General features: G+C 62.4%; 24 protein-coding genes. 15 read left to right on the top strand and 9 right to left on the bottom strand.

Annotated features, from left to right (window positions below; all coding sequences use genetic code 11):
• Positions 1-43 precede the first annotated feature (43 nt).
• From HB375_RS09630 to HB375_RS09620, 3 genes are read left to right on the top strand one after another with little or no spacing between them, the layout of a single operon-like run.
• Entirely contained in the window at positions 44-667 is a 624-nt protein-coding gene (locus HB375_RS09630; RefSeq protein WP_167672782.1) for a DUF1214 domain-containing protein, read from the top strand.
• A complete protein-coding gene (locus tag HB375_RS09625) occupies positions 664-1,236 on the top strand; it encodes a DUF1254 domain-containing protein (RefSeq protein ID WP_167672781.1) in 573 nt (190 codons plus the stop codon). The genes HB375_RS09630 and HB375_RS09625 overlap by 4 nt, the downstream gene beginning before the upstream one ends.
• Complete coding sequence (locus tag HB375_RS09620; protein ID WP_343232384.1) at positions 1,233-1,727, top strand: GNAT family N-acetyltransferase; 495 nt, start codon at positions 1,233-1,235, stop codon at positions 1,725-1,727. The genes HB375_RS09625 and HB375_RS09620 overlap by 4 nt, the downstream gene beginning before the upstream one ends.
• A 445-nt stretch (positions 1,728-2,172) precedes the next feature.
• On the opposite strand, the gene HB375_RS09615 is transcribed toward HB375_RS09620, so the two are convergent.
• Together HB375_RS09615 and HB375_RS18500 are read right to left on the bottom strand one after the other, a co-directional pair.
• Positions 2,173-2,514: a DUF1491 family protein gene (locus tag HB375_RS09615; RefSeq protein WP_167672780.1), complete on the bottom strand. Its 342-nt coding sequence runs from the start codon at positions 2,512-2,514 to the stop codon at positions 2,173-2,175.
• The gene (locus HB375_RS18500) at positions 2,514-3,299 is read right to left on the bottom strand and encodes a peptidoglycan-binding protein (RefSeq protein WP_167672779.1); all 786 of its coding nucleotides are present in this window, start codon (positions 3,297-3,299) and stop codon (positions 2,514-2,516) included. Before HB375_RS18500 ends, HB375_RS09615 begins: the two co-directional genes overlap by 1 nt.
• Positions 3,300-3,580: 281 nt before the next feature.
• Between HB375_RS18500 and HB375_RS09605 the strand changes: the two genes are divergently transcribed.
• Both HB375_RS09605 and HB375_RS09600 read left to right on the top strand, forming a co-directional pair.
• On the top strand, positions 3,581-3,910 hold the full coding sequence (locus HB375_RS09605) for a hypothetical protein (protein ID WP_167672778.1): 330 nt from the start codon (positions 3,581-3,583) through the stop codon (positions 3,908-3,910).
• A 171-nt stretch (positions 3,911-4,081) separates the two neighbouring features.
• Positions 4,082-4,510: a SufE family protein gene (locus tag HB375_RS09600; RefSeq protein WP_167672777.1), complete on the top strand. Its 429-nt coding sequence runs from the start codon at positions 4,082-4,084 to the stop codon at positions 4,508-4,510.
• Between the two features lie 7 nt (positions 4,511-4,517).
• Here the strand turns inward: HB375_RS09600 and HB375_RS09595 are convergent, their stop codons facing one another.
• A complete protein-coding gene (locus HB375_RS09595) occupies positions 4,518-5,495 on the bottom strand; it encodes a DUF6456 domain-containing protein (protein ID WP_246728433.1) in 978 nt (325 codons plus the stop codon).
• A 238-nt stretch (positions 5,496-5,733) separates the two neighbouring features.
• Positions 5,734-6,162 (bottom strand): Ros/MucR family transcriptional regulator, encoded by a 429-nt coding sequence (locus HB375_RS09590; RefSeq protein WP_205800128.1) that lies wholly within the window; start codon positions 6,160-6,162, stop codon positions 5,734-5,736.
• Between the two features lie 444 nt (positions 6,163-6,606).
• On the opposite strand from HB375_RS09590, the gene HB375_RS09585 reads away from it, so the two are divergent.
• From HB375_RS09585 to HB375_RS09575, 3 genes are all read left to right on the top strand, one after another.
• Positions 6,607-8,712: a S9 family peptidase gene (locus HB375_RS09585; protein ID WP_167672776.1), complete on the top strand. Its 2,106-nt coding sequence runs from the start codon at positions 6,607-6,609 to the stop codon at positions 8,710-8,712.
• A 225-nt stretch (positions 8,713-8,937) separates the two neighbouring features.
• Entirely contained in the window at positions 8,938-11,187 is a 2,250-nt protein-coding gene (locus tag HB375_RS09580; protein ID WP_167672775.1) for a PAS domain-containing protein, read from the top strand.
• 3 nt (positions 11,188-11,190) lie between these two features.
• Entirely contained in the window at positions 11,191-11,745 is a 555-nt protein-coding gene (locus HB375_RS09575; protein ID WP_167672774.1) for an isochorismatase family protein, read from the top strand.
• Here HB375_RS09575 and HB375_RS09570 read toward each other — a convergent pair.
• Positions 11,738-12,601 carry a hypothetical protein gene (locus HB375_RS09570; protein WP_167672550.1) on the bottom strand — a complete coding sequence of 288 codons (864 nt, stop codon included), beginning with the start codon at positions 12,599-12,601 and terminating at the stop codon, positions 11,738-11,740. The two genes, HB375_RS09575 and HB375_RS09570, sit on opposite strands and share 8 nt — an antisense overlap.
• Before the next feature lie 176 nt (positions 12,602-12,777).
• Here HB375_RS09570 and HB375_RS09565 point away from each other — a divergent pair, with 176 nt between their 5' ends.
• Positions 12,778-13,377, top strand: coding sequence for a superoxide dismutase (locus HB375_RS09565; RefSeq protein WP_167672773.1), 600 nt, complete (start codon positions 12,778-12,780; stop codon positions 13,375-13,377).
• A gap of 52 nt (positions 13,378-13,429) precedes the next feature.
• Here HB375_RS09565 and HB375_RS09560 read toward each other — a convergent pair whose 3' ends face one another.
• A complete protein-coding gene (locus HB375_RS09560) occupies positions 13,430-14,275 on the bottom strand; it encodes a ChbG/HpnK family deacetylase (RefSeq protein ID WP_167672772.1) in 846 nt (281 codons plus the stop codon).
• A 94-nt stretch (positions 14,276-14,369) separates the two neighbouring features.
• Between HB375_RS09560 and HB375_RS09555 the strand changes: the two genes are divergently transcribed.
• Positions 14,370-15,356, top strand: a complete 987-nt coding sequence (locus HB375_RS09555) for a glycosyltransferase family 2 protein (protein WP_343232383.1) — start codon at positions 14,370-14,372, stop codon at positions 15,354-15,356.
• A 3-nt stretch (positions 15,357-15,359) separates the two neighbouring features.
• Entirely contained in the window at positions 15,360-16,886 is a 1,527-nt protein-coding gene (gene murJ / locus HB375_RS09550) for a murein biosynthesis integral membrane protein MurJ (protein WP_167672770.1), read from the top strand.
• A gap of 106 nt (positions 16,887-16,992) precedes the next feature.
• Here the strand turns inward: murJ and HB375_RS09545 are convergent, their stop codons facing one another.
• The 3 genes from HB375_RS09545 to HB375_RS09535 all read right to left on the bottom strand — a co-directional run bounded on the left by HB375_RS09545 (position 16,993) and on the right by HB375_RS09535 (position 21,073).
• Entirely contained in the window at positions 16,993-17,856 is an 864-nt protein-coding gene (locus HB375_RS09545; RefSeq protein WP_167672769.1) for a branched-chain amino acid aminotransferase, read from the bottom strand.
• Positions 17,857-18,055: 199 nt separating this feature from the next.
• Positions 18,056-19,438 carry a M20/M25/M40 family metallo-hydrolase gene (locus HB375_RS09540; RefSeq protein WP_167672768.1) on the bottom strand — a complete coding sequence of 461 codons (1,383 nt, stop codon included), beginning with the start codon at positions 19,436-19,438 and terminating at the stop codon, positions 18,056-18,058.
• Between the two features lie 96 nt (positions 19,439-19,534).
• Complete coding sequence (locus tag HB375_RS09535; RefSeq protein ID WP_167672767.1) at positions 19,535-21,073, bottom strand: helicase HerA-like domain-containing protein; 1,539 nt, start codon at positions 21,071-21,073, stop codon at positions 19,535-19,537.
• A gap of 126 nt (positions 21,074-21,199) precedes the next feature.
• Between HB375_RS09535 and HB375_RS09530 the strand changes: the two genes are divergently transcribed.
• The 4 genes from HB375_RS09530 to scpA all read left to right on the top strand — a co-directional run bounded on the left by HB375_RS09530 (position 21,200) and on the right by scpA (position 26,794).
• Positions 21,200-21,580, top strand: coding sequence for a DUF2267 domain-containing protein (locus tag HB375_RS09530; protein WP_167672766.1), 381 nt, complete (start codon positions 21,200-21,202; stop codon positions 21,578-21,580).
• A gap of 595 nt (positions 21,581-22,175) precedes the next feature.
• On the top strand, positions 22,176-24,044 hold the full coding sequence (locus HB375_RS09525) for a methylmalonyl-CoA mutase subunit beta (protein ID WP_167672765.1): 1,869 nt from the start codon (positions 22,176-22,178) through the stop codon (positions 24,042-24,044).
• Positions 24,045-24,080: 36 nt separating this feature from the next.
• Entirely contained in the window at positions 24,081-24,473 is a 393-nt protein-coding gene (locus HB375_RS09520; RefSeq protein ID WP_167672764.1) for a hypothetical protein, read from the top strand.
• A 158-nt stretch (positions 24,474-24,631) separates the two neighbouring features.
• The gene (gene scpA, locus HB375_RS09515; protein WP_167672763.1) at positions 24,632-26,794 is read left to right on the top strand and encodes a methylmalonyl-CoA mutase; all 2,163 of its coding nucleotides are present in this window, start codon (positions 24,632-24,634) and stop codon (positions 26,792-26,794) included.
• Positions 26,795-26,868: the final 74 nt, after the last annotated feature.

Raw genomic sequence — 26,868 nt, 5'->3', positions numbered from 1 at the left:
GGAGGGCGCGGCCATTTTAAGGAAAACTCCGGCGCTGGCTTCGATGCGCGTTTCTCCCCGTCAGGCGCACGCCGGAAAACCCCGCCTGAACCTAACGGCTGTGCTCATCGTTTATGCTTTCCTGCTGGCGCTGGGGCTCGGGCTCGGTTCGGCTTATGCAGTGCTGAAAGAAGATCCGCCCTTCGGGGTCCTGCGCCTCGGCCCCTGGCAGACATGGCTCAAACTCGGCTCCACAGACGCCGATCCCTACATGCGCGCCATCGTGGCGCGACGCGGCGACATTCCGCTGGCGACCGGCGAAGGCGTCGCGCTGATCGCGCGCTTCGACAACCAGGGGCGCAGGTTCGACACGAGCTGTTCCTATCGCGTCGGTTCCGTCACACCGCCCGCGCGGCTGTGGACGATGACGATCTACGACAGGGCGAACAATCTCGCCGTCACGGACCTCGGACGCCGCGGTTTCACGTCGGGAGAGATCATCAGAAACGCGGACAACAAATTCGTCATCACGCTGTCCCGCGACCTTCAACCCGGAAACTGGATCCAGCTTCCGGCCGCGGGATCGTTCAACATCGTGCTGCGTCTCTACGATACGCCGGGCGCTGCGGGTTCCAATCTCGATGCAGGCTCACTCCCCACCATCGAACGCGTGGGGTGCCCATCATGAGATTGCTCGGCCGGTTCATCATTGCGACATCGATAGGCCTCGTGCTCGCGGCGGGCGTGCACATCGCCGTCATTCTGGCGAGTCCGCATTTCGCGCGGCAAGACGCGTTTGCGAGAATCGCCGCACTCCCTCCTGCAGAAACAGCGCAGATCATCAGCGCTCCCGGCGGCGCACCGACATGGCTTCCGAAGCCTGATCCCGCGGCGGTGGTGGCTGTCTGTCCCTTCGATCTCGACTTGGGGCCGACGCGCGTCGCGGCCAGAACCGGGCCGCTTCTCATGATGGTGTCGTTTCACGCCAAGACGGGCGATCTTTTCTTCGCGGTGACCGACAAGGCGGCGGCGCGCGGGCAACTCGAGCTCGTCGTCATGACACCCCGCCAGCTCGACGAAGCGCGCGCGGACGATGACGAGAATGCCCCTTCCCGCGATGTGAGAATTGTCGCGCCCGGCAACCGAGGCTATGTGGTAGTGCGCGTGGTCGCGCCAATGGCGAGTTTACGCGCGCAGGCGGAAGAAGCCGCAAAGGCCGTGTCCTGCACGGTGGATCAAGACGAAGACGAAGAATGATGCCCTGGCGCCCCATGACACCGCATGACCTCGACGACGTGAAGGTTTTGGCGGACCGAATTCATTTGGATCATCCTGAGGACCGGGACGTTTTTGTTGAACGGCAAGCCATCTATCCCGACGGCTGCCATGTTCTGGTCGAAGGCGATGCGCTGATCGGATATGCGCTGACGCATCCCTGGCGCTTCGACGAACCGCCGGCTTTGAATTCGCGCCTCGGTGGAATTCCGCGCGACGCGGCGACCTACTACGTCCACGATGTCGCCTTGCTGCCGGAAGCGCGCGGCAAGGGATATGCGGCGCAGGCCGGCGCGCTTCTGGCGGCGCATGCGCGCTCAGCCGGCTTTGCCAACATGTCGTTGGTTGCCGTCAACAAATCGCAGGCGTTCTGGGAGAAGCTGGGTTTTAAGGTGAGGACCGTACCGGGCCTGCAAGCGAAACTTTTCAGTTACGGCGCGGATGCGGTGATGATGGTGCGCGAACTCGCGTGAACGACTACCGAGTTCTTTCGCGCCAACGCGAGATCGTCAGGACCTTCTACGGCGTCCTGGACCATGGGAAGCGAAAGGGCGCGAAGGACCGGGACTGGGCGCCGGCCGCTCATAACGCACGCCGGTGAAGAGCAGGATCTCACCCCTCGGTTCGTCCGCTGACAGATTCGGACGATTGGGGCGTGAAGCGGCGTCGGGGAATGCGACGACAGCTCCCGGCGATCTTGTCGAAACCTCGTGCATGATGACCTCCCTTTGCTGGGCCCGTCTGCTCGACCACCACGTCAGAAAATAGCGTTATGGTTAACAGACCGTTTCCGCTCCGGCGGGCGCTGTCGAAAACATCGCCTGGCAGGGAAATAACAGGCACGGCCGCGCTTCAGTTCCCGAAGGAAAGCAAGATATTCCGGCCCTGCTGCCGGACTCCCGACATCGTGAAGCCGGTTCAGGTCCCGGGCGCGAGATCGAGGAAATGACGCCCGGCGCGGTCGTCGACTTCCAGCAGCCACAGGTCGGAATCGAATCGAATCTCCCGCGTCATCCGCTCTTCCACATCGAGCGGCGTGCCGTTCAGGATGACCGCGGAGAAAAGGCGCTCGTCCCTGTCCTCGACGAAAAGCTGCGGCGCGGGCGCAAAAAGACTCGCGGTACCGTCGAGATGATCGAGCTTGACGAAGATCGCACCCGCCTCCGCCGAACCGCGCCGGCGCAAGACGGCCTCTACGCCTTCGATTGCGCAGCGGCGAAGATAGGCCGACACCCAGAAATCGGAGCGAAGCCGCGCCACTATTGAACCGCGATTCCGGAGGCCGCCGCCAGCTCGCGGATTGTGCGCGGACTGAAATCGCCGGTAACCGGCAGACGGCGTTCCTGCTCGAAGCGCTCGATGGCCTGACGTGTCCCCGCTCCCATCACGCCATCGGGCTTAACGTTGTAGCCCAGTTTCGCGAGCGCGCGCTGGCCGGAAAGGACGACGTCGCTCTTGCCGACATTGGCGGGCGGCGTCGGCACAGGACCGCCCATGCGGATGATGTCTCCGATGGGATCGCGCATCGCCGGAGCAGGCGCAGCGAGAGGTATTGGCGCAGATGGAACAGCAGCAGGACGCGGCGGCGCAGCCGGCATTTCACCGCCGTTGCGGATCAGATCGGCAATCGCACTGCGCGACGGCAGCTTCGGTGCAGCCGCCGCAGGCGGAGCTGCTTGAGCCGGTGCGGCTAGAGCGGGTTGGGCGGGTGCCGGCATGGCAGCCTGCGGCTCCGGCATCGCGGGGAGTGGCGCAGGACGCGCCGGCGGCACCGGCCGCGCCGATGCGGCGTTACCGTCCCGATGGTTGAAGAGCGGCGCGGGATGGCGAGCGCTTTGCAGGACAAGCGCATTCCAGGCGATGATTCCGGCGCATCCTGTCAGGAAGGCAGCGGCCACCATCTCCCGCGGATGGTCCATGACGAAAGCCATGACGCGCGCACCGACGCCGAGCTTCCTCGGCTTCGCTCTCGCCACGGATTTCCGCCGCACCGGCGCCGAGATGACAAAGTCCTCGTCCGGGCGGGCTGCAAGGGCTTCACGCACGTCTCTTAATCCCTATCGTCCTATTCGCCCGGAGCGTGGCAGAGGCGACTTAAACGAACCCTAAAGCCACCCGGCCTGATCGCCCGCAAGACCGCCCCTGACTCGTCACAATGCCGCGCACACGATCACCGGCAAATTATTCTCTCTTCGTTTTCAGCCACTTAGGGCAGCAGCGCAACGCTGCAACCATTTGTTCATCCTCTTTCGAGGTTGCCGCCGCGCCGGGCTGCCTTGGCGTTATGATGCTGCACGTCACCAACCAGCCCTGACACAGGCACGACATGTTCTCGATCCTGCGTTTCATCGCCATCGTCGGCGCGATCTTTTATTACTCGCCCGTCCGTCAAACGGGCGATGGAGCGGCAGCCTTCGATTCGCTCCTCGGCTGGACTAAGAGCGCCCAGGACGCGAAGGCAGCAGCTCCGACGCCGGAGACCGCCGCGCGCTTGGAGGATATGTGGCAGGCTCTCCCTGAGAGCGCGAAGCAGGCGGTGATCGGAAAAATCCTGACCGCTTCGGGGGCAACCGCCGAGGCCAAGCCCACGGACACGCTCCAGGCGACCGACCGCCACCCTGCATGGCGTGGTGACGCCAACAAGCCGCGGAGCTGATGGCCCCTCTCCCATCGCCAAGACATCGCCAAAAGATTATATGACCGGCAGATTATCGAACTTGATCATGTCTCTTTGAAACATGATCAAGCTCTCGATTCCTTATTGCCGCATGATCGGCGAGAACAACCGGTGTCCACTTGTTCTGATCATGCTCTAAGCGGGAACGCCATGCTGCCAACCATCGACGAAATCATCTCCAACTTCGAGCTGCTCGACGACTGGGAAGAGCGCTATCGCTACGTCATCGAGCTCGGCCGCCAGATGGAGCCGCTGCCGGCGGAGCAGCACGTCGACGCCAACAAGGTCCGTGGCTGTGCCAGCCAGGTCTGGCTGGTCACGACGCTCGACGAGTCGAAGAGCGAGCCCCGGCTGCATCTCGTGGGCGACAGCGACGCCCATATCGTCCGCGGCCTGACCGCCCTGCTGATCGCACTCTATAACGGCCGGACGCCCGCCGAGGCGCTGGATGTCGACGCCCTCGGCCTCTTCAAGGGCCTCGGCCTCGTCGAGCATCTGACGCCGCAACGGTCAAACGGTGTCAGGGCCATGGTCGAGCGCATCCGCCGCGATGCGCAGGTGGCCCTGACCGCCTCGTAACGCATGCTCAAGCCCGAGCGCGCCGCCCTCCCTCGATCACCACAGCCTGCCAGGTGCGAATGCCACGTGACGCGGCGGGCCCGCGCGCCGCGGTTTCGATGCCGTAATGCTCGGCCAACCGCGCCAGTGCGAGCCGCACTACGATCTTGGCCGAGCGCGCCGGCCATTGCCGCTCCCGCTCGATCAATTCCAGCCCTTTGAGGAAGCCGCAGAGATCCACCAGAAGGTCGCTGAAATCGGAACCCAGAGCGTCGAAAGCGTTCCTGAGCCGCTGGCGGGCCGCGATCATGCGGTCGGTCGCCTCCGAGGGTGAGGTCGGGCCGCCACCTCGCGGCATGGCATCCCACCGCGCCGTGACGCCCGGCAGCAGGCCCGCCAGCATGATGTCGGTCCTCAGACGCTCGCCGGCCTGATAACAGGCCGCATCAATCATCGGTTCGCCATCGCGGCCTTTACGGCGGCGAAGCCAGTCGAGGGGGCTTTCCTCAGCATCCATCCGCACCCGCTTCGTTCGGGCTTCGGTTTCGACTTCACCGACAACCGTTTCGCGATGCTGATGAAAGAAGCCCTCTTCCGCCCCCGGCACCTCTGCCCGGCGAAGATGCGCCAGCCCGGCCTCGGTCAGTTGCAGCGTCGTCTGCCCCGTCTCGGACTTGTGCCATTGAGCAAGATCGTTGCGGTCGAGCGACTCGGCCGCAGCGCGCGAAAACCGCCCCGCCCCCATCGAAACCCCTGCCCGCTTCTTGTGGAGAATGACGTCGTTTTCATCCGTGGGATCGACCAAGACGCGCGCCTCCGGAAGCCCCAGCGCCGTCAGAAGGCGCTTGGCTTCCCGGGTCAGCGCGTCGTTGCGGCGGAGATTGGACGACTCAGGCGCGCTTTTTGCTTTTTTCTTAGGCTTTCCGCCTTTTTCAGCTCCCGCTCCAGCCTTCTTGCCTTGTCCTGAAACCTTTGACCCAGACCAATAATTTTCATTTTTGTTCATGTTTTGTTCCTAAAGTAAAAGAACGAAAGGACGCGTCCTTTCTGCCCCGATAGTGGGCCCCATTCCTATCTGTCAAGGCTCAAGGCGCAATTGTTAATTGTGAGGATAACGAAGGAGACACCTCCTCCCGACGGCAGAAAAGCCGCAAAAGCGCGAAGCCGAATACCGCCAAGTCGCGGATGGCCTCAAAGAAAAAAGCCGCCCGAGGGCGGCTGATTTCATCGCGAAAGACCGGCTCTTAGCCGCGCGAGGAGCGGCGCTTGCGGCGCTGCTGGCCGAGGCCCATTTCCTTCGCCAACTCGGAACGAGCCTTGGCGTAGTTCGGGGCGACCATCGGATAATCGACCGGGAGAGCCCACTTTTCGCGGTATTGCTCGGGGGTCATGTTGTACTGCGTGCGCAGGTGGCGCTTCAGCGACTTGAACTTCTTGCCATCTTCCAGGCAGACAATGTAGTCCGGCGTCACCGACTTCTTGACCGGAACGGCGGGCTTCGGAGCCTCGACCGGGGCTTCCACCACGCCGCCGCCGACGCGAAGAAGAGCCGAGTGAACGTCGCTGATCAGGGTCGGAAGATCGCCCGACGGAACCGAGTTGTTACTCACATACGCCGATACGATATCCGCAGCCAGTTCAATATAGTTTGCAGCAGCGATGTTGTCGCTCATTTTGCTTTTCTTCCTTTCCGGCTCTCAAGAACGGCCACAAATAAGCTTTCAAGCTGAAATTTGTGCATTCTTTTCCGATGCAATGCTTGCATCTTCATCGAACCGCACCGTAATCGCACAGAATATCGTGCCTGACCGTCCACGTATGTCAAATTCGGTCGGATGACAAGATGTTCAAAAGGAAAACTTTGGAAAACTGTGTATCAACTTTCGGATTGTAATAAAACGCCACAATTGCCAGGGTTGACATAACCATAGGTCACGTCGCGACTCGGGCCTTTGCCTGACCTGCCCCGAAGAAGTAGCTAGAAAGGGAATTGGAAAGCCACGCTGCGAAAGCTTGAGCCTTTTTGACGGACCTGTCCCGTCAAATCCGAGTTATGTAAGAATGCCATTCAAAGCATTCCTTCAACTTTAAGATGCTCCGAGCGAGATTGTCCTTCCATGAAACTTGAACGCCTTCCTTCCCATCCGCTGCCGCAGGCGCCTTCGATTCCCGCCAAGGCCCATGCCTTCACCGTCCATGGCGTGCAGGTTCGGGACGATTACGCTTGGCTGAAGGCCGAAAATTGGAAGGACGTGCTGAAAGATCCGGACACGCTCGATTCCGCCATCCGCACCTGTCTGGAACAAGAAAACGCTTACGCGAAAGAGGCTCTTTCCGGAACGGAAGCGTTTCAGGAGCGCCTCGTCGCCGAAATGCGGGCCCGCATCAAGGAGGATGATTCGTCCGTTCCCGAACCGGACGGCCCCTTCGCCTATTTCACGCGCTACCGCGAAGGCGGGCAGCATCCGTTGGTATGCCGCCGCCCCAGGGATGGCGGGGACGAAGCCGTTCTACTCGATTGCGACAGGGAAGCCGAAAGCCACGCCTTCTTCGACCTCGGCGGCGCGGATCATTCGCCAAGCCACCGCCTGATGGCCTGGGGTGCCGACATCAAGGGCTCGGAATATTATACAATTCGTGTGAGAGACCTCGAGACCGGCGATGAGCTGGCCGACGAAGTACCGCACAGCTCCGGCGGAGTTGTCTGGCTCGGCGATTCGAGCGGCTTCTACTACGTCGAGCTCGACGAAAATCACCGCCCCGTGCGCGTCAAACGTCACCTCCTCGGCACGGCCGCCACAGAGGACGAGACGATCTACGAGGAGAAGGATCCCGGCTTCTTCGTGAAGCTTGGTGTCACGCAATCGGATGCGTTCGTGCTGATCGAGGTAAGCGATCACGAAACGTCTGAAGTCTGGATGATCGACCGCGCCGACCCGACCGGCACGCCGCGCCTGATCGAGCCGCGCACGCGCGAACTGCAATACGACGTGGAGCATCACGGCGACCGCCTCATCATCCTCACCAATGCGGATGGGGCCGAAGACTTCAAGATTATGACGGCACCGGTCGACGCACCTGCGCGCGCCAACTGGCGTGACCTGGTGCCTTATCGGCCGGGCGTGATGATCCTCTTCGTGGTTGCACTCTCGCGCTACCTCCTCAGGCTCGAGCGCGAGGACGCAAAGCCCCGCATCGTGCTGCGCGAGATCGCAACGGGCCGGGAGGAAACGATCGCGTTCGATGAGGACACGTACTCGCTCGGCGTCGACCCCGGATACGAGTTCGACACCGATGTGTTCCGCTATCGCTACTCGTCGCTGAAGACTCCGAGCGAGGTGATCGACTACAATTTGCGCACCGGCACGCGTACGCTTCGCAAGCGCCAGGAAGTGCCGAGCGGACACAACTCCGACGACTACGTCACGCATCGGCTCTTCGCCACCGCACCGGATGGAGAGCGGGTGCCCGTATCCATCGTTCATCGCCGCGAAGTGGCACTCGACGGCTCGGCTCCGCTTCTACTCTATGGCTACGGCTCGTATGGCATGTCCATGTCGGCGGGCTTCCGCACGAACATTCTTTCACTCGTCGACCGCGGCTTTGTTTATGCCATCGCGCATATTCGCGGCGGCACGGAAAAGGGCTGGCGCTGGTATCTCGACGGCAAGCGCGAGAAGAAGCCGAACACCTTCACCGATTTCATCGCCTGCGGCGAAGCGCTTGTAGAGGCGGGCTATACGTCGCGCGGACGCATCGTCGCGCATGGCGGCAGCGCAGGCGGCATGTTGATGGGAGCGGTCGCCAACCTCGCGCCCGATCTTTTTGCGGGCATCGTCGCTGAGGTACCGTTCGTCGACGTGCTCAACACCATGCTGGACGCGGAGCTTCCCCTTACGCCGCCCGAATGGCCGGAATGGGGTAATCCCGGCGCAGATGAAAAGGCCTTCCGAACCATTCTATCCTATTCGCCCTACGACAATGTGAAGATCCAAGCTTATCCGGCGATCCTGGCGCTCGGCGGCCTCACAGACCCGCGCGTCACGTATTGGGAGCCGGCGAAATGGGTTGCAAGGTTACGCGCAACGATGTCGGGCGGCGGGCCTATCCTGCTTAAATTGAACATGGAGGCTGGGCATGGCGGCGCAGCCGGTCGTTTCGACCGGCTGGAAGAGGTCGCATTAGCTTATACATTTGCTATTAAGAGCATCGACGGTTTTTGAGAGAGAACACTTGAGTACCATTTTACGGCGCTCCGGAGTCGGAGCGCGGTCACGATTGAGCCATGAGATCAAAGAAAGCGTGCGCTCATGAACAATCGAGGCAAGACGCCCATCACAAAAAAAACTCCGGCCGCTGAGTCCACGGACAAGCAGCGCCTTGCTGATCTTGAACAACGCCTCGCCCAAGCCGAGCAAGATCTCCACAACAGCAACGGAAAGTTGCGTATGGCGCTGGAGGTCGGCAAGCTCGGCTCATGGGAGCGTGACCTCGAAACGGACGAGTTCAGCGCCAGCGCAAGCTTCAAGGCAATGTTCGGCCTCTCTCCGAACGAGTCGATGACTTATGCGCAGCTGCAGCAGATCCTGCACCCCGATGATGTGGAACGCATCAATCTGGCAATCGAGTTCGCCCTCACGACGAAAACCGATTTCAACGTCGAGCACCGCATCATCAAGCCCGACGGACGTAGCGGGCGTGTTCTGACGCGCGGCCTCGCAGTTTATGAAAACGATCAGCCGGTCCGCCTGATCGGCGTGTCGCAGGATACATCCGAGCGGGCGAAGGCGAAGGAGGAAAGCCATCTTGCCCAACGCCGGCAAGAGTTTCTGCTGAACTTGAACGACCAGTTGCAGAGCTTCGATGATCCTCATGAGATCATGGAAGCAATGGCACGGAGCCTGGGGCGCCTTCTGAAGGTGGATAGTGCCGGCTACGGAGAGTACGACGCAGTCACCGATCTTGTGCATTCAGAACGGGAGTGGTCCAGAGGCGCGATCAGCAATGAAGGGCGGAGCTACCGTCTGCATGATCTTCCTTCATGGATGGCCGAGGAGTTCAAGCAGGGTCGCGTCGTCGTCTCACGGGATGTCAAGATGGACCCACGTGTGAGTGACCCCGCGCTTCAGTCTCTTTATTCCATTACAAACATCAGGACGATTCTGACTACGCCCCTCCTCAAAAACGGCCGACTGGAAGCGATGCTCTATGTGAGCTCATCCGAGCCCCGGAACTGGTCGGATGAGGATATTTCGCTGATTCAGGACGTGGCCAAGCGCACTTGGGCCGCGGTGGAGAAAGCGAGAGCTGAAATCGGCCTTCGCGAAACGGAGGCACGCTTCCGCATCATTGCGGAGTCGTTGCCCGCGCTGGTCTGGATCCTCAATTCGGACTTCCAGCTGACCTACGCGAACGAACGTTGGGTGAAGTATTCGGGCATGCCGGCGGAACAGGCGCTTGGCCACAGCTGGATGGGCGCGATTCATCCCGACGATATCGCCCGGATCATGGAGGACGCCAAGGAAGTCCGGCGCAACGAGTCGTCCTATGAGACCGAGGCGCGCTGCAGATCCGCCGATGGCGAATACCGCTGGCATTTGTTTCAAGCCGCTCCGCTCCATGGCGCCCGAGGCGAGTTCAAGGGCTGGGTCGGCACCAGCGTCGATATCCACGACATGAAGGAAACCGAGAAAGCGCTGCGTGCAAGCGAAGAACGTCTCGCGCTCGCGCAAAGAGCCGCCGGAATCGGCGTTTTCGACTGGGATATTCCTTCGGGCAAAGTGACCTGGACGCCTGAGCAGGAGCGCCTGTTCGGTGTGGATCCGGGAACTTTCAAGGGCGACCTCGCCGCCTGGGAAGAGCGCGTCCATCGTGACGATCTCGTGGCATATAACAAAGAGGTTCAGGAGGCACTGGCTCGTCACGCTCCCGAAATCAACGTGACCTATCGCATCCACCGCGCGGATCGAGCCTTACGCGTCATCGACACTATCGCGCTGATTTTCTACGACGACCAGAAAAACCCTTTGCGCATGGTCGGCGTCAATCTCGACATCACGCGCTACAAGCAGGCGGAACTGCGGCAGCAATTGCTCATTCGCGAATTGCACCACCGTGTGAAGAATACGCTGGCAACCGTCCAGGCCATCGTCGGTTCGACGGCGCGCACCGCAACGAGCATCGACGAGTTCTATCAGGGTTTCGTCGGCCGCATTGTCTCGCTCGCGCGCACGCACAATCTTCTCACTGAGGATCTCTGGCAGAAGGCGGCGCTTGAAGATCTGATCCGCACCGAACTCGGCCCTTATGAGGACGAGGCCCGGAACCGGGTGACGGTGGAGGGCCCCTTCGTCGAACTCCCCTCCGAGGCCGCGGTGCCGGTGGGTATGGCGATTCATGAACTGACGACCAATGCTGCGAAGCACGGCGCGCTGTCGACCTTCGGCGGCGCGGTGGAAGTGAAGTGGAGCGTCGAGCATAGCGGCGAGAAGCCAATCCTCCATTTTTCATGGACGGAACAAGGCGGCCCGCGTGTCGCCGCGCCATCACAGCAAGGCTTCGGCTCGCGACTTCTCCAACGCGTGCTGACGACGCAGTTGCAGGCCGACGTGAAGATGGACTTCCGTTCCGACGGCCTGCGCTTCACGATGACCATGCCAATCCCCGGTGAGCCGCCACCCTTCAACCCGGATCATTGAGCCATGCTTCTCGATGCAGCCCGCTCGCAGCTTCTCGTCGTCGATCTCCAGATGCGGTTGCTGCCTGCGATACTGGAGAGCGAAAAGGTTATCGAGCGCACGAAAGTCCTGCTTCAGGCGGCGGGGCGTCTCGGCGTTCCCGTGACTGTCACCGAGCAATATCCCCGAGGTCTCGGCTCGACCGTTCCGGCTATCGCGGATGCGCTGCCCATCGAAACGATCATTCTACCGAAGACGAGTTTTTCGGCAGCCGGCGATCCAGCCATCGCAGCGCATGTTGCAGCCCTGCGGGGACAGGGCCGGGATCAACTCCTGATTTGCGGAACGGAGGCCCACGTCTGCGTGCTGCAAAGCGCCCTGGGTTTCAGGGAGAGCGGCCTACATGTCTTTACGATCGGCGACGCGATCTCGAGTCGCGCCGCGCACAGCATCGACGCCACGCGCGGGCGGCTTCTGCATGCGGGGTGTCACTGGGTGACGATGGAGATGGTCGTGTTCGAATGGCTCGAACAGGCGGGGACGGAGGACTTCCGCACCCTTTCGCCGCTTCTCAAGTAGCTGAAGCCGGACCTTCGCCGCCGGAGGCGATGAACTCCTTCAGCTCGTCCAGGGACTTGAACGTAAACATCCCCTGCGGCGTCTCCGCCTCGATCGAGCCGTCCGAATACATCACGTATTTGTTGTCGCCGGAATTATAGGTGCCGATGACGGTCGCCTTGGGAGCAGACTCGGCAGCCTCGGGCGCGGCCTCCGCCTTCTCCTCAGGCTCGCTCGTGAAGGTCTCGACGGTTTTCTGCGACACGTAGAGCCCATCGTCGACCTCGGTGACGCGGGTCTCGGTGTAGCTCGTCTCCCGGTAGCGTTCCGCAAAGAGGAATTCCGGCACTTTCGCCGGGGCGAACTCGTCCTCAGCGGGGGGAGCAACCTCGGCGGCCTCCTCCTCCAAGGACACCTTGGAGCCGAATGGCGTTTCCTCCGGCAGACGGGTTTCCTCGAGCCCTTCGGAAGCGAGGGCCACCTCGTCCCCCTGCCCGTGCTTGTCCGTGCCGAAGAAAGGCAGTGGGCGCTCTTCGGTCTTCTCGGCCTTGTCCGCCCGACCCTTCAAAAGGCCGCCACCGAACAAGCCGCCGGCAAGCGCGGCAAGCGAGAGGCCGGCCGCGGGGACAACAGCGGCAGGCTCAGCCGGGACCTCGTTAAGTCCCGAATGCAGCCGCGCCAGTTCCGATTGGATTTTGGAGAGCTTCGAGACGGCGGCGGTGACTCCTAAGAGAACGGCGCCGCTCGCCGCGGTGACCGCGCCGGCGATGACCATGGTCCACCCGCGCTCGATCAGGACGATGTCCCAGCCCAGGAAAACCGAGAGAAGTCCACCCACAATCATCGCAAGGGAAAGGGTGAAAAGAGCGACGATCATGAAAACTCCGAAACGCAAACCAAATGCTACCGACCGCGGAAGCTAGGTATCTATAGGCGAAAGGCAATATTAAGAAAAGCTTACGCCCCAAAAAGTCAGAAGCTTGGCCGTTGCCCTGCGGGCCATCGCGCTTTAACTAAGCAGCCGGGTCGCTCAATCTCTCAAAGGAGACTCCGATGTCGTTCACACTGCCCGAACTGCCCTACGCCTACGATGCGCTGCAGCCCTACATGTCGAAAGAAACGCTGGAGTTTCACCACGACAAGCACCATGCGGCCTACGTCAACACCGGCAACAACCTGCTGAAAGGCACGGAGTTCGAGGGCAGGAGCGTCGAGGAGGTCGTGAAGGGCTCCTTCGGCAAGAATCAGGCGCTCTTCAACAATGCCGGCCAGCACTACAACCACATTCATTTCTGGCGCTGGATGAAGCCCAATGGCGGCGGCGCGCTGCCGGGCAAGCTCGAGAAGCAGATCGTGTCCGACCTCGGCTCGGTGGACAAGATGAAGGAGGACTTCATCGCCGCCGGCACCGGCCAGTTCGGCTCCGGCTGGGCCTGGCTCGCCATCAAGGACGGCAGGATCACCGTCATGAAGACCCCGAACGGCGAGAACCCGCTGGTCCACGGCGCGCAACCGATCCTGGGCTGCGACGTGTGGGAGCACTCCTACTACATCGATTACCGCAACCGCCGTCCCGATTACCTCAAGGCGTTCCTGGAAAACCTCGTGAACTGGGCCTACGTCGAAGAGATGTATGAAGCGGCGACGAAGTAAGCGCGGCTCAAACCGACATCGAAAGGGCCTCTCCGGAGGCCCTTTTTTGTTGTCAGGTCGGGCCGGGGACGAGCCTGATCTCCCTCTCCTCCAGCAGCGCGCCGAAGGCTTCGGACTTGAGATAGGCGAGTTCGACCGGGCGGCTCTCCACCGCCGGGTCGAGGCGGCGCAATTCCTCATCCACATAGCCCGGGTGGCACATGATGAGGGGCATCGTGCCCAGATCGGCGAACCCGCTCTCGAAGACGCTTTGCGCTGAAACGGATAAGTCCAGAGGCGAAAAGCCGGAAAAGCCATCATTGGTCCAGAACCCAGCCGCACGGGCGCGCCGTGCGAAGCCGGAGGCCAGCCCCTTCACGACCAGCGCTTTCGCCCGCCCGATGGGCCGCTGCAGGATCGCGGAGACCCGGTCGGACGGATCGCGCACCCAGAGCCGCCCGCCATAGCCTTTCTCCTCCAGCACCCGCAGTAGAGCCGAGCGGATCACCGGCAGGACATGGACATGCTGATGCCCGTCGACAAAGGATGGCAGCTCGCCATGGGCCTCGGTGAAGGCGTCCAGCTGCCGGGCAATCTCCCCGCGAACCTCGGCGGCTGGCAGCCGCCCGGCCACCGCCTTCACGAGCAGGTCCTTCAAGGCAGGAAAGCCTCCCCCCGGCGCCAGATAAGGCATGGGCGCCAGCGGAGAGCCCGTGGTCAGGTTGAGGTGCAGGCCGATCCCGATCCGCCCTCTCACCGCCGTCAGGGCCGGGGCGTTGCGCCGCCAGCCGGGCATGTTGGTCATCGCACCCGTCGCCGAGAGCCGGCCCGCCTCGGCCAGTTCCAGAATGCCCTGGCTGACCCCATCGGAGAGGCCGAAATCGTCGGCGCAGAGCACGGCAGAACGTGGCAAAACCATGAATATCCCCAAAAACGGCTTTGCCGCAGCCTAATCCCCTTGAGCAAAGCTGCAAACTCGGCTCTCAATGCGCGCGACAAAGAAGGACTTTTGCGTGGCCTCGCCCAAACTGAGCGTTATCATCCCCGTCCATAACGAGAGTGCGAACATTGCACCGCTCTGTGAACGTCTCCTCCCCGTCCTAAACCGGATCACTTCCGTCTGGGACGTGGTGTTCGTGGATGACGGCAGCCGGGACGATACGCTCGCGATCATCAAGTCCATCAGCAAGACGGAGCCACGCATCGGTGCGGTCTCCTTCAGCCGCAATTTCGGCAAGGAAATCGCCATCGCCGCCGGGCTCGACCATGCGCGGGGCGATGCCGTCGTCATCATGGACGCCGACCTTCAGCACCCGCCGGAGATGATCGAAGCCTTCGTCGAGCGCTGGAAAGATGGATACCTCATGGTCTATGGCCAGCGCACCGACCGCTCGGACGAGACCCGCGTGAAGCGCGGCTTCGCGCATCTGTTCTATCAGCTCTTCGCGCGGTTCGGAGAAGTCAGCCTGCCCGAAGGCGCGGGCGATTTCCGGCTTATCGACCGTAAAGGCGTCGAGGTCCTGCGTTCGCTTGGCGAAAAGGCGCGCTTTTCGAAGGGGCTTTATGCCTGGATCGGCTTCAAGAACACCGGCGTGCCCTTCATCGTCGAGGAGCGGCAGCGTGGAACGACCAAGTGGAGTTTCCGCAAGCTCGTGCGCTTCGCGTTCGACGGCATTGCCGCGTTCTCGACGGTGCCTCTGCGCATCTGGACCTATATCGGCTTCCTGATCTCGTTCCTCTCCATCGCCACCGCGATCTACTTTCTCATCCGCACGCTCTTGTACGGCAGCGACCTCCCCGGCTTCCCGAGCCTGATTGTCTCCGTCATGTTCTTCTCCGGCATCCAACTCATGTCGCTTGGCATCGTCGGCGAATATGTCGGGCGCATCTTCGCCGAGGTGAAACGGCGGCCGCTCTATGTGGTGGCCGAGCGTGTCGGCGGAGCGGCGGATGTCAGCGATACGCTGGTGCCTGAAGATCCGCGGCTGCGGCGGTCTTGATCCATGTTCAAGAAGATCCTTTCCGTCGGCGGCTGGACCCTCGTCTCCCGTCTTACAGGTTTCGTCCGCGACGTAGTGATTGCCGCCGTGATGGGCGCAGGGCCGATTGCCGATGCATTCGTCGTCGCCTTCCGCATCCCCAACAACTTTCGCCAGATCTTTAGCGAAGGCGCGTTCAACAACGCGTTTCTGCCGACCTATGCGCGCGTGCTCGAAACAGAGGGCGAAAAGCCCGCTCGCACTTTTGCAGGCCGCATCACGAGCCTCATGCTGATCGTGCAGATCGTACTGCTCGTGCTCGCCTTCCTCGCGATGCCGGTCGTCGTGCAGCTGCTCGCGCCGGGCTTTGCCGAGTATCCGGCAAAATTCGACCTTGCGGTGACGCTGACCCGCATCACCTTCCCCTACCTCCTCTTCATCACCCTCGTCACGATCCTCTCCGCGATCCTGAACGCGCATGAGCGTTTCGCCGCCGCTGCCGCGGCACCAGTATTGCTGAACCTGTCGCTGATTGCGGCGCTGGCGGTCGCTTTCCGCTTCCCGAGCGCAGGCCACGCCGCCGCCTGGGGCATCGCGGTCGCGGGCGTGCTGGAACTCGTGCTCGTTTGGGTCGCGGCGCAGCGCCTGAAAGTCGCGCCGGGGCTGGAGAAGCCGCGTCTCGATCCCACGATGAAAAGCTTCTTCAAGACGTTGGGGCCCGCCATCATCGGCTCCGCAGGCGTTCAGATCGCGATCTTCGCGGACACCATCATCGCTTCGTTCCTGCCGACGGGCGCGGTGTCCTCGCTCTATTACGCCGACCGCATCTATCAGCTCCCGCTCGGCGTTATCGGCATCGCGGCAGGCACCGTGCTTTTGCCGGAAATGAGCCGCCGCATCGCGGGCGGCGATGTCACCGGCGCGCATGCGGCGCAGAACCGCGCGGTGGGCTTGACGCTGGCGCTCGCGGCTCCCTTCCTCGTCGCGTTCGTGGCGATGCCCGATCTCATCATGACCGCCCTCTTCCAGCGCGGTGCTTTCGATGCGGAGGCGGCGCGGCGCGCGGGCGCAGCACTCGCGGCCTATTCCATCGGCCTGCCCGCAGCCGTGCTGATCCGCTCGGCACTAGCAAGCTTTTATTCGCGTGCCGACACGGTGACGCCGCTCTACGCCTCGCTGACGGCGGTGGCCGTGAACGTGCTTCTGAAAATCGTTCTGATGGGCCCCTTCGGCGTCGTCGGTTTGGCGCTCGGTACGTCGCTCGGCGTCTGGGTCAACCTGCTGCTGCTCTTTGCGCTGGCCTATCGCCGTGGTTGGACCGACCCGAGCCATACGCTCGGCCGCACCTGCGCGGCGGTTGTCGTTGCCAGCCTCCTGCTCGGCCTTTTCGCCTGGTTCGCGCCCGAGCCGCTGTCACGCTGGACGGCTTCGCTGCCTGCGTGGCGAAACGAAACTTTGCTTGCAATGCTGGGAGCCACGGGGGCCGCGCTCTACGGAGCGACCCTGCTGGGTGGGCTGAAAGCCCTCGGTGTGCGGCTAGCTCGGCGATAGAAGCCATTCCACCGCCATGCCCGGGCTTGTCCCGGGCATCCACGATTTAAGCTCAGCGTTTCCAAGCCGTGGATGGCCGGATCAAGTCCGGCCATGACGACAACGGTTAGATCTTCTTGTCGTGCGCGAACGCCCAATAAAGTTCGCGCGCCTTGCGATAGAACGGGCCGGGCTGAAGCTCACGGCTGTCGATGCGCAGCACAGGCATGACTTTGGAATAGTTGCCCGAAATGAAGATCTCGTCCGCTTCCGCGAAATCCTCATAGCGCAGCGTGCCCTCAACCACCGTGGCGCCGTTCTCGCGCAGCAGCCGGATCACGCGCTGGCGCGTGATGCCATTGAGGAACGTGCCGTTCGCCGCCGGCGTATGAACCACCCCGTCCTTCGCCATGAACACGTTGGAGGTGCCGGTTTCGGCCACGTTGCCGAGCGCGTCACAGACAAGCGCGTTGTCAAAACCCTTGGCCTTCGCCTCGCGAATGACGCGGGCGTTGTTGGGATAAAGGCATCCCGCTTTGGAATCGGTCGGCATGGAATCGAGCGTCGGACGACGGAAGCTCGACTTCATCACCGACAACCCGCCCGGGACCGGCATCGGAGCCTCGAACAGGCTGAGGCAGAACTGCGTCGATTCCGGATCCGGGGCGATGGTGGCCATGCCCTCGGCCTCGCCCCAATACATCGGCTTCACGTAAAGAGCCGTGCCGGGGGCAAATTTCTTCACGCCCTCGCGGACGAGATCGATGATCGCCTCGGACTTCATCGTCGGCTCAAGCCCAAGCACCTTGGCCGAGCGGTTCACACGGGCGCAATGCAGGTCGAGATCCGGCGCCACGCCCTCGAAGACCCGGGCCCCGTCGAAGACGGAAGAGCCGAGCCAAGAGACATGCGAGCGCGGTCCGATGAGCGGCGGATTGCCCTCATGCCAGGCACCGTTGAACCAGTTCCATGTCTGCGAATACCAAGCCACCGCGCTCTCCCTATCGGTCAGTGTTGTTGTCTTATTCCAGCCCTCGCCTCCGCCGCCGTCAATGGCGCAAGAGGTCCAAGGGCAATCAATCCTTTTGATTGATCGTATCGGAAAAAGTGATCGGTGGGCGCCCCAAACGAAAATCGCCGGGCACTGGCCCGGCGATTTTAAGAGAACAGAAGGCTGAAAGCGGCGGATGTTACTTCGCCAGAGCCGCCAGGATGCGCGCCCATGAGCGCGTGCCCTTGTGGAAGCTTTTCAGGTCGTACTTCTCGTTCGGCGAGTGGATGCGGTCGTCGTCGAGACCGAAGCCGACGAAAAGCGTGTCGAGGCCGAGCGTGCGCTTGAAGTCGCCGCCGACCGGGATCGAGCCGCCCATGCCGATGATGATGGGATCGGCCTGCCATTCGTCATGCAGCGCGGCCTTCGCGGCAATGAGCGCCGGGAAGTCGTGTGGCAGGGCGAGAGCGCGCGAGCCCTTGTGGCGGATGAACTCCACCGAGCAATCCGCCGGGACGCGGGCTTCCACGAACTCCTGGAAGTTCTTCGAAATCTTCGCCGGGTCCTGATCGCCCACGAGGCGGAAGGAGATCTTGCAGCGCGCTTCCGCCGCAATCACGGTCTTGGTGCCCTCGCCCGTGTAGCCGCCGATGATGCCGTTGACGTCGCAAGTCGGGCGCGACTGGACCTGCTCGATCAGCATACGACCCTTCTCACCGGCGGAATGCTTCAGGCCGATCTGGCCCAAGAAGTCCTCCTCCGTCAGATTGAGCTTCTTCCACTGCTCCAGAATCTGCGTCGGCGTTTCCGGCACGCCTTCGTAAAAGTCCTTGATGGTGATACGGCCGTTCTCGTCGTGGATCGCGGCGATGATTTTGGAGAGCACATGAATCGGGTTCTGCGCCGCACCGCCGAAGGTGCCGGAATGCAGGTCCCGGTCGGCGCAGCGGACGATCACTTCCTCATAGACCATGCCGCGCAGCGAGGAGGTGATGGCGGGCGTGTTCTGGTCCCACATGCCTGTGTCGCAGACGAGCGCGACATCGGCCTTCAGCTCGTCCTTGTTGGCCTGGATGAACTCGGGCAGGAACTTCGAGCCATCTTCTTCCGCACCCTCAACCAGGAAGGTGATGTTGATCGGCAGCGAGCCCGTGACCGCCTTCCACGCGCGGCAGGCTTCCACGAAGGTCAGAACCTGCCCCTTGTCGTCGGACGAGCCGCGCGCGCTGATGACCTTACGGCCATCGGGAAGCATCGCAATCTTCGGCTCAAAGGGCGACGTATCCCACAGGTCCAGCGGATCGACCGGCTGGACGTCATAGTGGCCATAGAACAGCACATGCGGCTTCGTATCGCCCTTGGCATGACCGACCACCGCCGGATGCCCGCCCGTCTCGCGCAACGAGGCATCGACGCCGATCCCCTTCAGCTCATCGACCAGCCATTGCCCGGCCTTACGGCAATGGTCCTTGTAGGCCGGATCGGTCGAGATCGAGGGGATCTTGAGCCAATGGAACAGGCGCTCCAGGGAGGTATCGAGATCGGAATCGATCTTGGCGAGGACTTTGTCGAGGTGGGACATGGTTTTCCGTGAGAGTTCGAGAATCTGAGGCGGCGACAAGGTGCCCCCAACCGGAGGTGGTCGCAAGGGGGGCAATGGCATGCCCCTCCCGCGCTTCTACCGCCGCAAAATTCCCCCGAGCGTTCCGCGCACGATGGCGCGGCCGATGGAGCCGCCCTGGCGGCCCGCAATCGATTTGCCGAGTTCCGCCGCGAGGCTGCCGATGGTCTGGTTGACGACCGTGCGGGTGACTTCGCGCGTGACGCGCTGGCCGACGGTCATCGTGCCCTTGCGTTGGCCATTGGTGCCAAAAAGGTTGCCGAGCATGTCGAGAATGCCGCCTCCGCCCTGGGCCGCCTGCGCATCGGCAGCGGCCTTCTGTGCACGCGCAGTCAGCATTTCATAAGCGGACTCGGAATCGATGGCCTGATCGTATTTCGCGCCGAGCGGGCTTGCGGCGAGGATCTGCCGGCGCAACGCCTGATCGATGGGGCCAACCTGCGCCATGGGCGGCGCGATGAGCGTGCGCTCCACCATCGAGGGCGCTCCCTTACCTTCAAGGGTCGAAACCAGCGCCTCGCCGACACCGAGTTCGGTGATCACCTTTTCGGTATCGAAAGCCGGGTTCTGGCGAAAAGTCTGCGCGGCGACGCGAACCGCCTTCTGCTCGCGCGGCGTATACGCGCGCAACGCATGCTGAACGCGATTGCCCAATTGCGCGAGAATGGTCTCCGGCACGTCGATGGGATTTTGCGTGATGAAATAAACGCCGACGCCCTTCGAGCGGATGAGACGCACGACGCGCTCCACCGTCTCGATGAGAGCCTTCGGCGCATCGCTGAAAAGCAGGTGCGCCTCATCGAAGAAGAACACGAGCTTGGGCTGATCGAGATCACCAACCTCCGGCAACTCCTCGAACAATTCCGACATCAGCCACAGCAGGAAGGTGGCGTAGAGGCGCGGATTGTTCATCAGCTTGTCCGCCGCCAGAATGTTGACGATGCCGCGCCCGTCGCGATCCGTGCGCATCAGGTCCTTGATGCTCAACGCGGGCTCGCCCAGAAACTCGTCGCCCTTCTGGTTTTCGAGAACGAGCAGCTGCCTTTGAATGGTGCCGATGGTCGCCTTCGACACGTTGCCGTAAGTCGTCGTCAGCTCCTGCGCGTTCTCAGCAACGAACTGCAAGAGCGCTCGCAGATCCTTGAGATCCATGAGCAGAAGCCCCTGCTCGTCCGCGACGCGGAACGCGATGTTGAGCACGCCTTCCTGCACATCGTTCAGATCGAGCAGGCGCGAGATCAACAGCGGGCCCATCTCCGACACGGTGGCGCGCACGCGATGCCCTTGCTCGCCAAAGAGGTCCCAGAACACGACGGGAAACTGATCCGGCTTGTAGTCGACGCCAATCTCCTTGGCGCGCTTCAGGAAGGCGTCCTTCGGCGTGCCGGGGGCTCCGATGCCGGAAAGGTCGCCCTTGATGTCGGCGGCGAAAACCGGAACGCCCGCTTCGGAAAAGCCCTCCGCCAGCACCTGCAGGGACACGGTCTTGCCCGTGCCCGTCGCGCCCGTGATCAGGCCGTGCCGGTTGGCGAGCGCCAGATCCAGATATTCCGGCTTGGTGCTCTTGCCGATGAAGATGTTGCCGTCTTGAAGCATTGCGTTCCTCTTTGCGGGTGCCCCTTGAGTGTAGAAACTTCTCGCGCCGGTTTCCACTCCGCCGCTCACTTGATTTACAACCGTCCAGCCCGAAGTATCGCGCGCGAGCCTTTGCAGGAGAATCACATGGAAGAACTCATCGCCCGCGTCACACAAAAGACGGGCCTGGATGCCGCGACCTCGACCAAGGCCATCGGCATGATTTTGGCCTTTCTGCGCAAGGAAGGCCCCACGGCGGAAGTGAACCAGCTCATCGCCGCGCTGCCCGGGGCCGAGGATGCCATCGCGCAGGCCGGCAAAGGCGGCGGGGGCGGCCTTATGGGCATGATGGGAGCCATGGGTGGCGGCGTCATGGCGCTCGGCGGCCAGCTCATGGGGGCCGGCGTTTCCATGGGCCAGATGCAGCCCTTGGGTCGCGAACTCTTTGCCTATGGCCGCGAAAAGGCGGGCGAGGACGTGATGGGCCCCATCGTCGGCTCCATCCCCGGCCTGTCGCAATTCGTTTGAGTCAGGTTTTCAGGCCGTTCCGGACGACGTGACCGTACGGAACGGCCACATGCGGAAGAAAAATGAGATATTTTCATGAAGGCGTAGCTCAAATTGCGAAGTTCATTGAAGGAAACAATCTGAATCTGCTCCGCCTCGAAGTGGAGGGCCAGCAATTGCCACAGCTGGCAAATCTATCTTCTCTTGATGATTATCTCTGGGAGACCCAACATCTGCGGGGCGCTTTCCCGGATACATACTTCATCGTCACGCACGAGAGTCAGTACCGCCCAGTCTCAGTGTACGAAGCCGTGAGGCAGGCTGAAGCCCAAGCGACCTCAATCGCATTCGTCTTGGTTGGGTACAATGACGGAGGAGTGCTCTCAATCTCGAACCGGAAACTGCCCTTTCAGGATCAGGCCCCACCATTCGCGAACTGGGAACCGATAGGTCCTCGAAGGTGACAGAGCCGGCCACCATGGTCGATCGCTTTCTAGCCTTCCTGTGTGGCCGATCTCGCGGAGATTCGCGGAGTGGCCATTAGAGGCATTTTCACGCCTCAGCCGAACCTATATCTTCCCGCGCAATTTCAAGCTGCCCGCCTCCGAAGGCCATCATGGACGCTCTCTCTCTCGCCGCCGATTTCCCCCCCGCCACACGCGAGCAATGGCTCGCGCTGGTCGAGGGCGTGCTCAAAGGGTCGGATTTCCAGAAGAAGCTTGTCGGGCGCACCTATGACGGCCTCGACATCCAGCCGCTCTATCCTAAGGCGGAAGGTGCTGCGCATATCGCGCGCCCTGAATCCGGCCGCTGGCGGGTGTCGCAACGCGTCGATCATCCCAACCCGGCCAAGGCGAACGAACTCGCCCTTCTCGACCTCGAAGGCGGCGCGGACGCGCTGACCCTCGTCACCAGCCGAGCGCCCGCCGCGCGCGGCTTCGGCGTTCACGCCGAGACGGTCGAGGATCTGGATCGCGCGCTTTCCGGCGTGATGCTCGATCTGATCCATCTGCGCCTCGATACGGGCGGCCACGGCCGACCGATGGCGGAAAAGCTCATTGCTCTCGCGGAACGGCGCGGCCATGCCCTTTCGGACCTCTCCCTCGACCTCGGCATGGATCCCATCGGCGGCCTCGCCGCCTTGGGCTCGCTCTCCGTCGCGTGGGACGAAGTGGCTCATCGCATGGGAGCGACGTTCGAAGACCTAGCTGGGCGTGGCTTCAAGGGACGCGCCTTCCTCGCCGACGGACGACCCTATCATGAGGCAGGCGCGAGCGAGGCGCAGGAGCTGGCTGCGGTGCTTGCAACCGGCGTCGCCTATCTGCGCGCGCTGGAAGCGCAGGACCATTCGCTCGAAGCCGCGCGCGATGCGCTCTCCTTCCTCCTCGTCGCCGATGCGGACGAGTTTCTGACGGTCGCGAAATTCCGCGCCCTACGGTTGCTTTGGGCCCGCGTGGAGCAGGCCTGCGGGCTCGCCCCGAAGCCGATCCGTCTTCAAGCTGAAACGGCATGGCGAATGACGACGCGCCGCGACCCGTGGGTGAACATGCTACGGGCAACAGTCGCCACTTTCTCCGCCGGGATCGGCGGCGCGGATGCCATCACGGTCCTGCCCTTCACCGCCGCGCTCGGTCTGCCCGATGCCTTCGCCCGAAGGGTGGCGCGCAACACGCAGCTGATCCTGCTCGACGAATCCAATCTCTGGCGCGTCGCCGACCCTGCTGCCGGCGCAGGCGGCTTCGAGGCGCTGACGGAAGCGCTTTCCGACAAGGCCTGGGCACTGTTCCAGGAAATCGAGCGCGAAGGCGGCATCGTGGAAAGCCTGACCCACGGCCTCCTACAAGGCCGCATCGCCGCCGTCCGCGCCCAACGCGAAAAGGCGGTCGCCACGCGTAAAGAGCCGATCACCGGCACCAGCGAATTCCCCAACATCGCAGAAGCGGATGTGGCAGTCCTCCTCCCCCGCCGGGAGGCCGCACCCACGCCCTCAGCAGAGGAAGGCGGCGTGAGCATCGCGCCCCTGCCCTCCATCCGATTGGCAGAGCCCTTCGAGCGCCTGCGCGATGCGTCCGACGCTTATCGCGCACGCACGGACTCGCGCCCCAAGATCTTTCTCGCCAATCTCGGCCCCGTCGCTGCCTTCACCGCCCGCGCAACCTTCGCGAAAAATTTCTTCGAGGCGGCAGGAATAGAAGCCATCACCAACGATGGCTTTACGACGCAAGAAGGTCTCAAGAAAGCCTATATCGACAGTCGATCGAAGCTTTCCTGCATCTGCTCGACAGATGAGATCTATGAAGATCAGGCGGCTGCGACAGCAACGACCTTGCGGGATGCCGGAGCGGATCGTATTTTTCTCGCCGGCCGCCCCGGAGAAAGCCAGGAGAAGCTGTCCCGCGCCGGCATTACCACTTTTATCTTTGCCGGGTGCGACACCCTTAAGGTCTTGAGCGAGGCGCTCGAAGCGGCCTGCGCAGAGGCTTGAGGCGTTCTTCCGGCCTTGAACCCGGGAGAAAGCACTGTGAAGAACTTCGCGAAACCATCCATTTTGGCCCTGACGTTGGGCCTAGCCATTTGCGGCAACGCCATGGCCGCCCCCAGCCATAATGACGGCACCTGGAGCGTCCGCATGGTGACGGATTCCGGCCTCTGCAGTGCCAGCTACAACTATTCCATCGCCATCGAGAACGGGAACGTCCGCTATCTTCTTTCGCCAGGCGATTCACCAACCACCGTCTATGGCCGCATCAACGCGGACGGCGCGGTCAATCTCGACATCCGCCGCAGCATCGCCAAGGTCGACGCTAATGGCCGCCTCAACGGCCGATCCGGCGCCGGGACCTGGAGGCTCGCCTCCTTCGGCTGCTCCGGCCGCTGGACGGCGCAGAAGCGATCGAGCACGGTTTCCGGCTAAGCGCGACGCTAACAAGGCCGCTGCTGCTGGTCTCCCAGGACGAGGCTGCGTTAGCGTCCCGGCCGATCTTCGAATGACAGGCCGATAGCATCCCGGTAGCGGATGTCTTAGAATGCATTCATGTTTCGATCAGCGTGTCCGTGAGTGTTTCAAAAGGCATGACCCGCATCCCCGACTTTTCGCGCATCGCTTGGGCGGACGTCGCGTTGCCCTCCCCTCCTCCCGCTGGGGAGCCCTGGCTGACGCCGGAGGGCATTGCGGTCAAGGGGGCGTACGGTCCCGAGGACCGGGCGGGCATCGATTTTCTCGACACCTATCCGGGCGTCGCGCCGTTCCTGCGCGGCCCCTACCCGACCATGTATGTGAACCAGCCGTGGACCGTGCGCCAGTACGCCGGGTTCTCTACGGCTGAGGATTCCAACGCCTTCTATCGCCGCAATCTCGCGGCGGGGCAGAAGGGCCTCTCCGTCGCCTTCGATCTCGCGACCCATCGCGGCTATGACAGCGACCACCCGCGTGTCGCCGGCGATGTGGGTATGGCGGGCGTCGCCATCGACTCGATCTACGACATGCGCACCCTGTTCGAGGGCATCCCGCTCGATCAGATGAGCGTGTCGATGACCATGAACGGCGCGGTCCTACCGGTGCTGGCGCTCTACATCGTTGCGGCGGAGGAACAAGGCGTTCCCGCAAACAAACTCTCCGGCACGATTCAAAACGACATTCTCAAAGAGTTCATGGTGCGCAACACCTATATCTACCCGCCGAAGGGGTCGATGCGCATCATCTCGGACATCTTCGCATATACCTCCGCGAATATGCCGAAGTTCAATTCCATCTCGATCTCCGGCTACCACATGCAGGAGGCCGGAGCGACGCAGGATCTCGAACTCGCCTACACGCTCGCCGACGGCGTCGAGTATATCCGCGCAGGACTTGCCGCGGGGCTGACCATCGATCAGTTCGCACCGCGCCTCTCGTTCTTCTGGGCCATCGGCATGAACTTCTTCATGGAAGTGGCCAAGATGCGCGCCGCGCGCCTGCTCTGGGCGAAGCTGGTGAAAGGCTTCAACCCGCAGAGCGAGAAGTCGCTTCCCTTGCGCACCCACTCGCAGACCTCCGGCTGGTCGCTGACGGCGCAGGATGTGTTCAACAACGTGGCGCGCACATGCATCGAGGCGATGGCGGCAACGCAAGGCCACACGCAGTCGCTGCACACCAACGCGCTCGACGAAGCGCTGGCTCTGCCGACCGATTTTTCCGCGCGCATTGCCCGCAACACGCAGCTCTTCCTGCAGCAGGAAAGCGGTACCGGGCGCATCATCGATCCATGGGGCGGCTCTTATTACGTCGAACGGCTGACGCAGGAGCTCGCCGAGAAGGCCTGGAGTCACATTCAGGAAGTCGAGACTCTCGGCGGCATGGCGAAGGCCATCGAGGCGGGCATCCCGAAACTGAAGATCGAGGAAGCCGCCGCGCGCACACAGGCCCGCACCGATTCAGGCCATCAGAAGATCATCGGCGTCAATTGCTTCCGCCCGACGGACGAAGCTTCCATCGAGATTTTGAAGGTCGACAACGCAGCGGTGCGCAACCGCCAGATCGAAAAGCTCAAGCGCCTGCGCGCCGAGCGCATTCAGGCCGATGTGGATGCGGCGCTCAATGCACTCTCGCAAGGAGCGGCGTCTGGCAATGGCAACCTGCTCGACCTTGCCGTGAAAGCCGCGCGTGCAAAGGCCACGGTCGGCGAAATTTCCGATGCGCTGGAAAAAGTCTGGGGCCGCCACCGCGCCGAGATCAGGGCCATCTCGGGCGTCTACAAACGGGAGGTCGGCATGGAATCGCCAGCCATCGAGCGCATCCGCCATCTGGTCGAGGAGTTCGAGGCCAATGACGGCCGTCGCCCGCGCATTCTCGTCGCCAAGATGGGGCAGGACGGACACGACCGCGGCCAGAAGGTCATTGCCTCCGCCTTCGCGGATCTCGGCTTCGATGTCGATATCGGCCCGCTCTTCGCCACCCCTGCCGAGGCCGCGCGTCAGGCCATCGAAAACGACGTCCACATCATCGGCGTGTCGTCGCTCGCGGCGGGCCACCTGACCCTCGTCCCGGAGCTGCGCGCCGAGCTCGCCAAATATGGCCGCGAGGACATCATGATCGCCGTCGGGGGCGTCATCCCGCCGCAGGATTTCGACGCGCTTAAGGAAGCCGGAGCCGCCGCCATCTTCCCGCCGGGAACCGTGATCGCCGATGCGGCTGCCGATCTGATCGAAGATCTCAACAAACGCCTCGGCTACGGGCCGAAGCAGGCGGCGGAGTAGTCATCCGTCATTTCAGCCGGACGAGAACAGCAAGAAGGGGCAGATCGTTTAATGTTCTGCCCCTGCTCTGCGTT

Origin of the sequence: Microvirga terricola (assembly GCF_011777495.1) — a bacterium.
GTDB classification, from domain to species: Bacteria; Pseudomonadota; Alphaproteobacteria; order Rhizobiales; family Beijerinckiaceae; genus Microvirga; species Microvirga terricola.
This window is presented reverse-complemented; position numbering and strand designations above follow the sequence as displayed.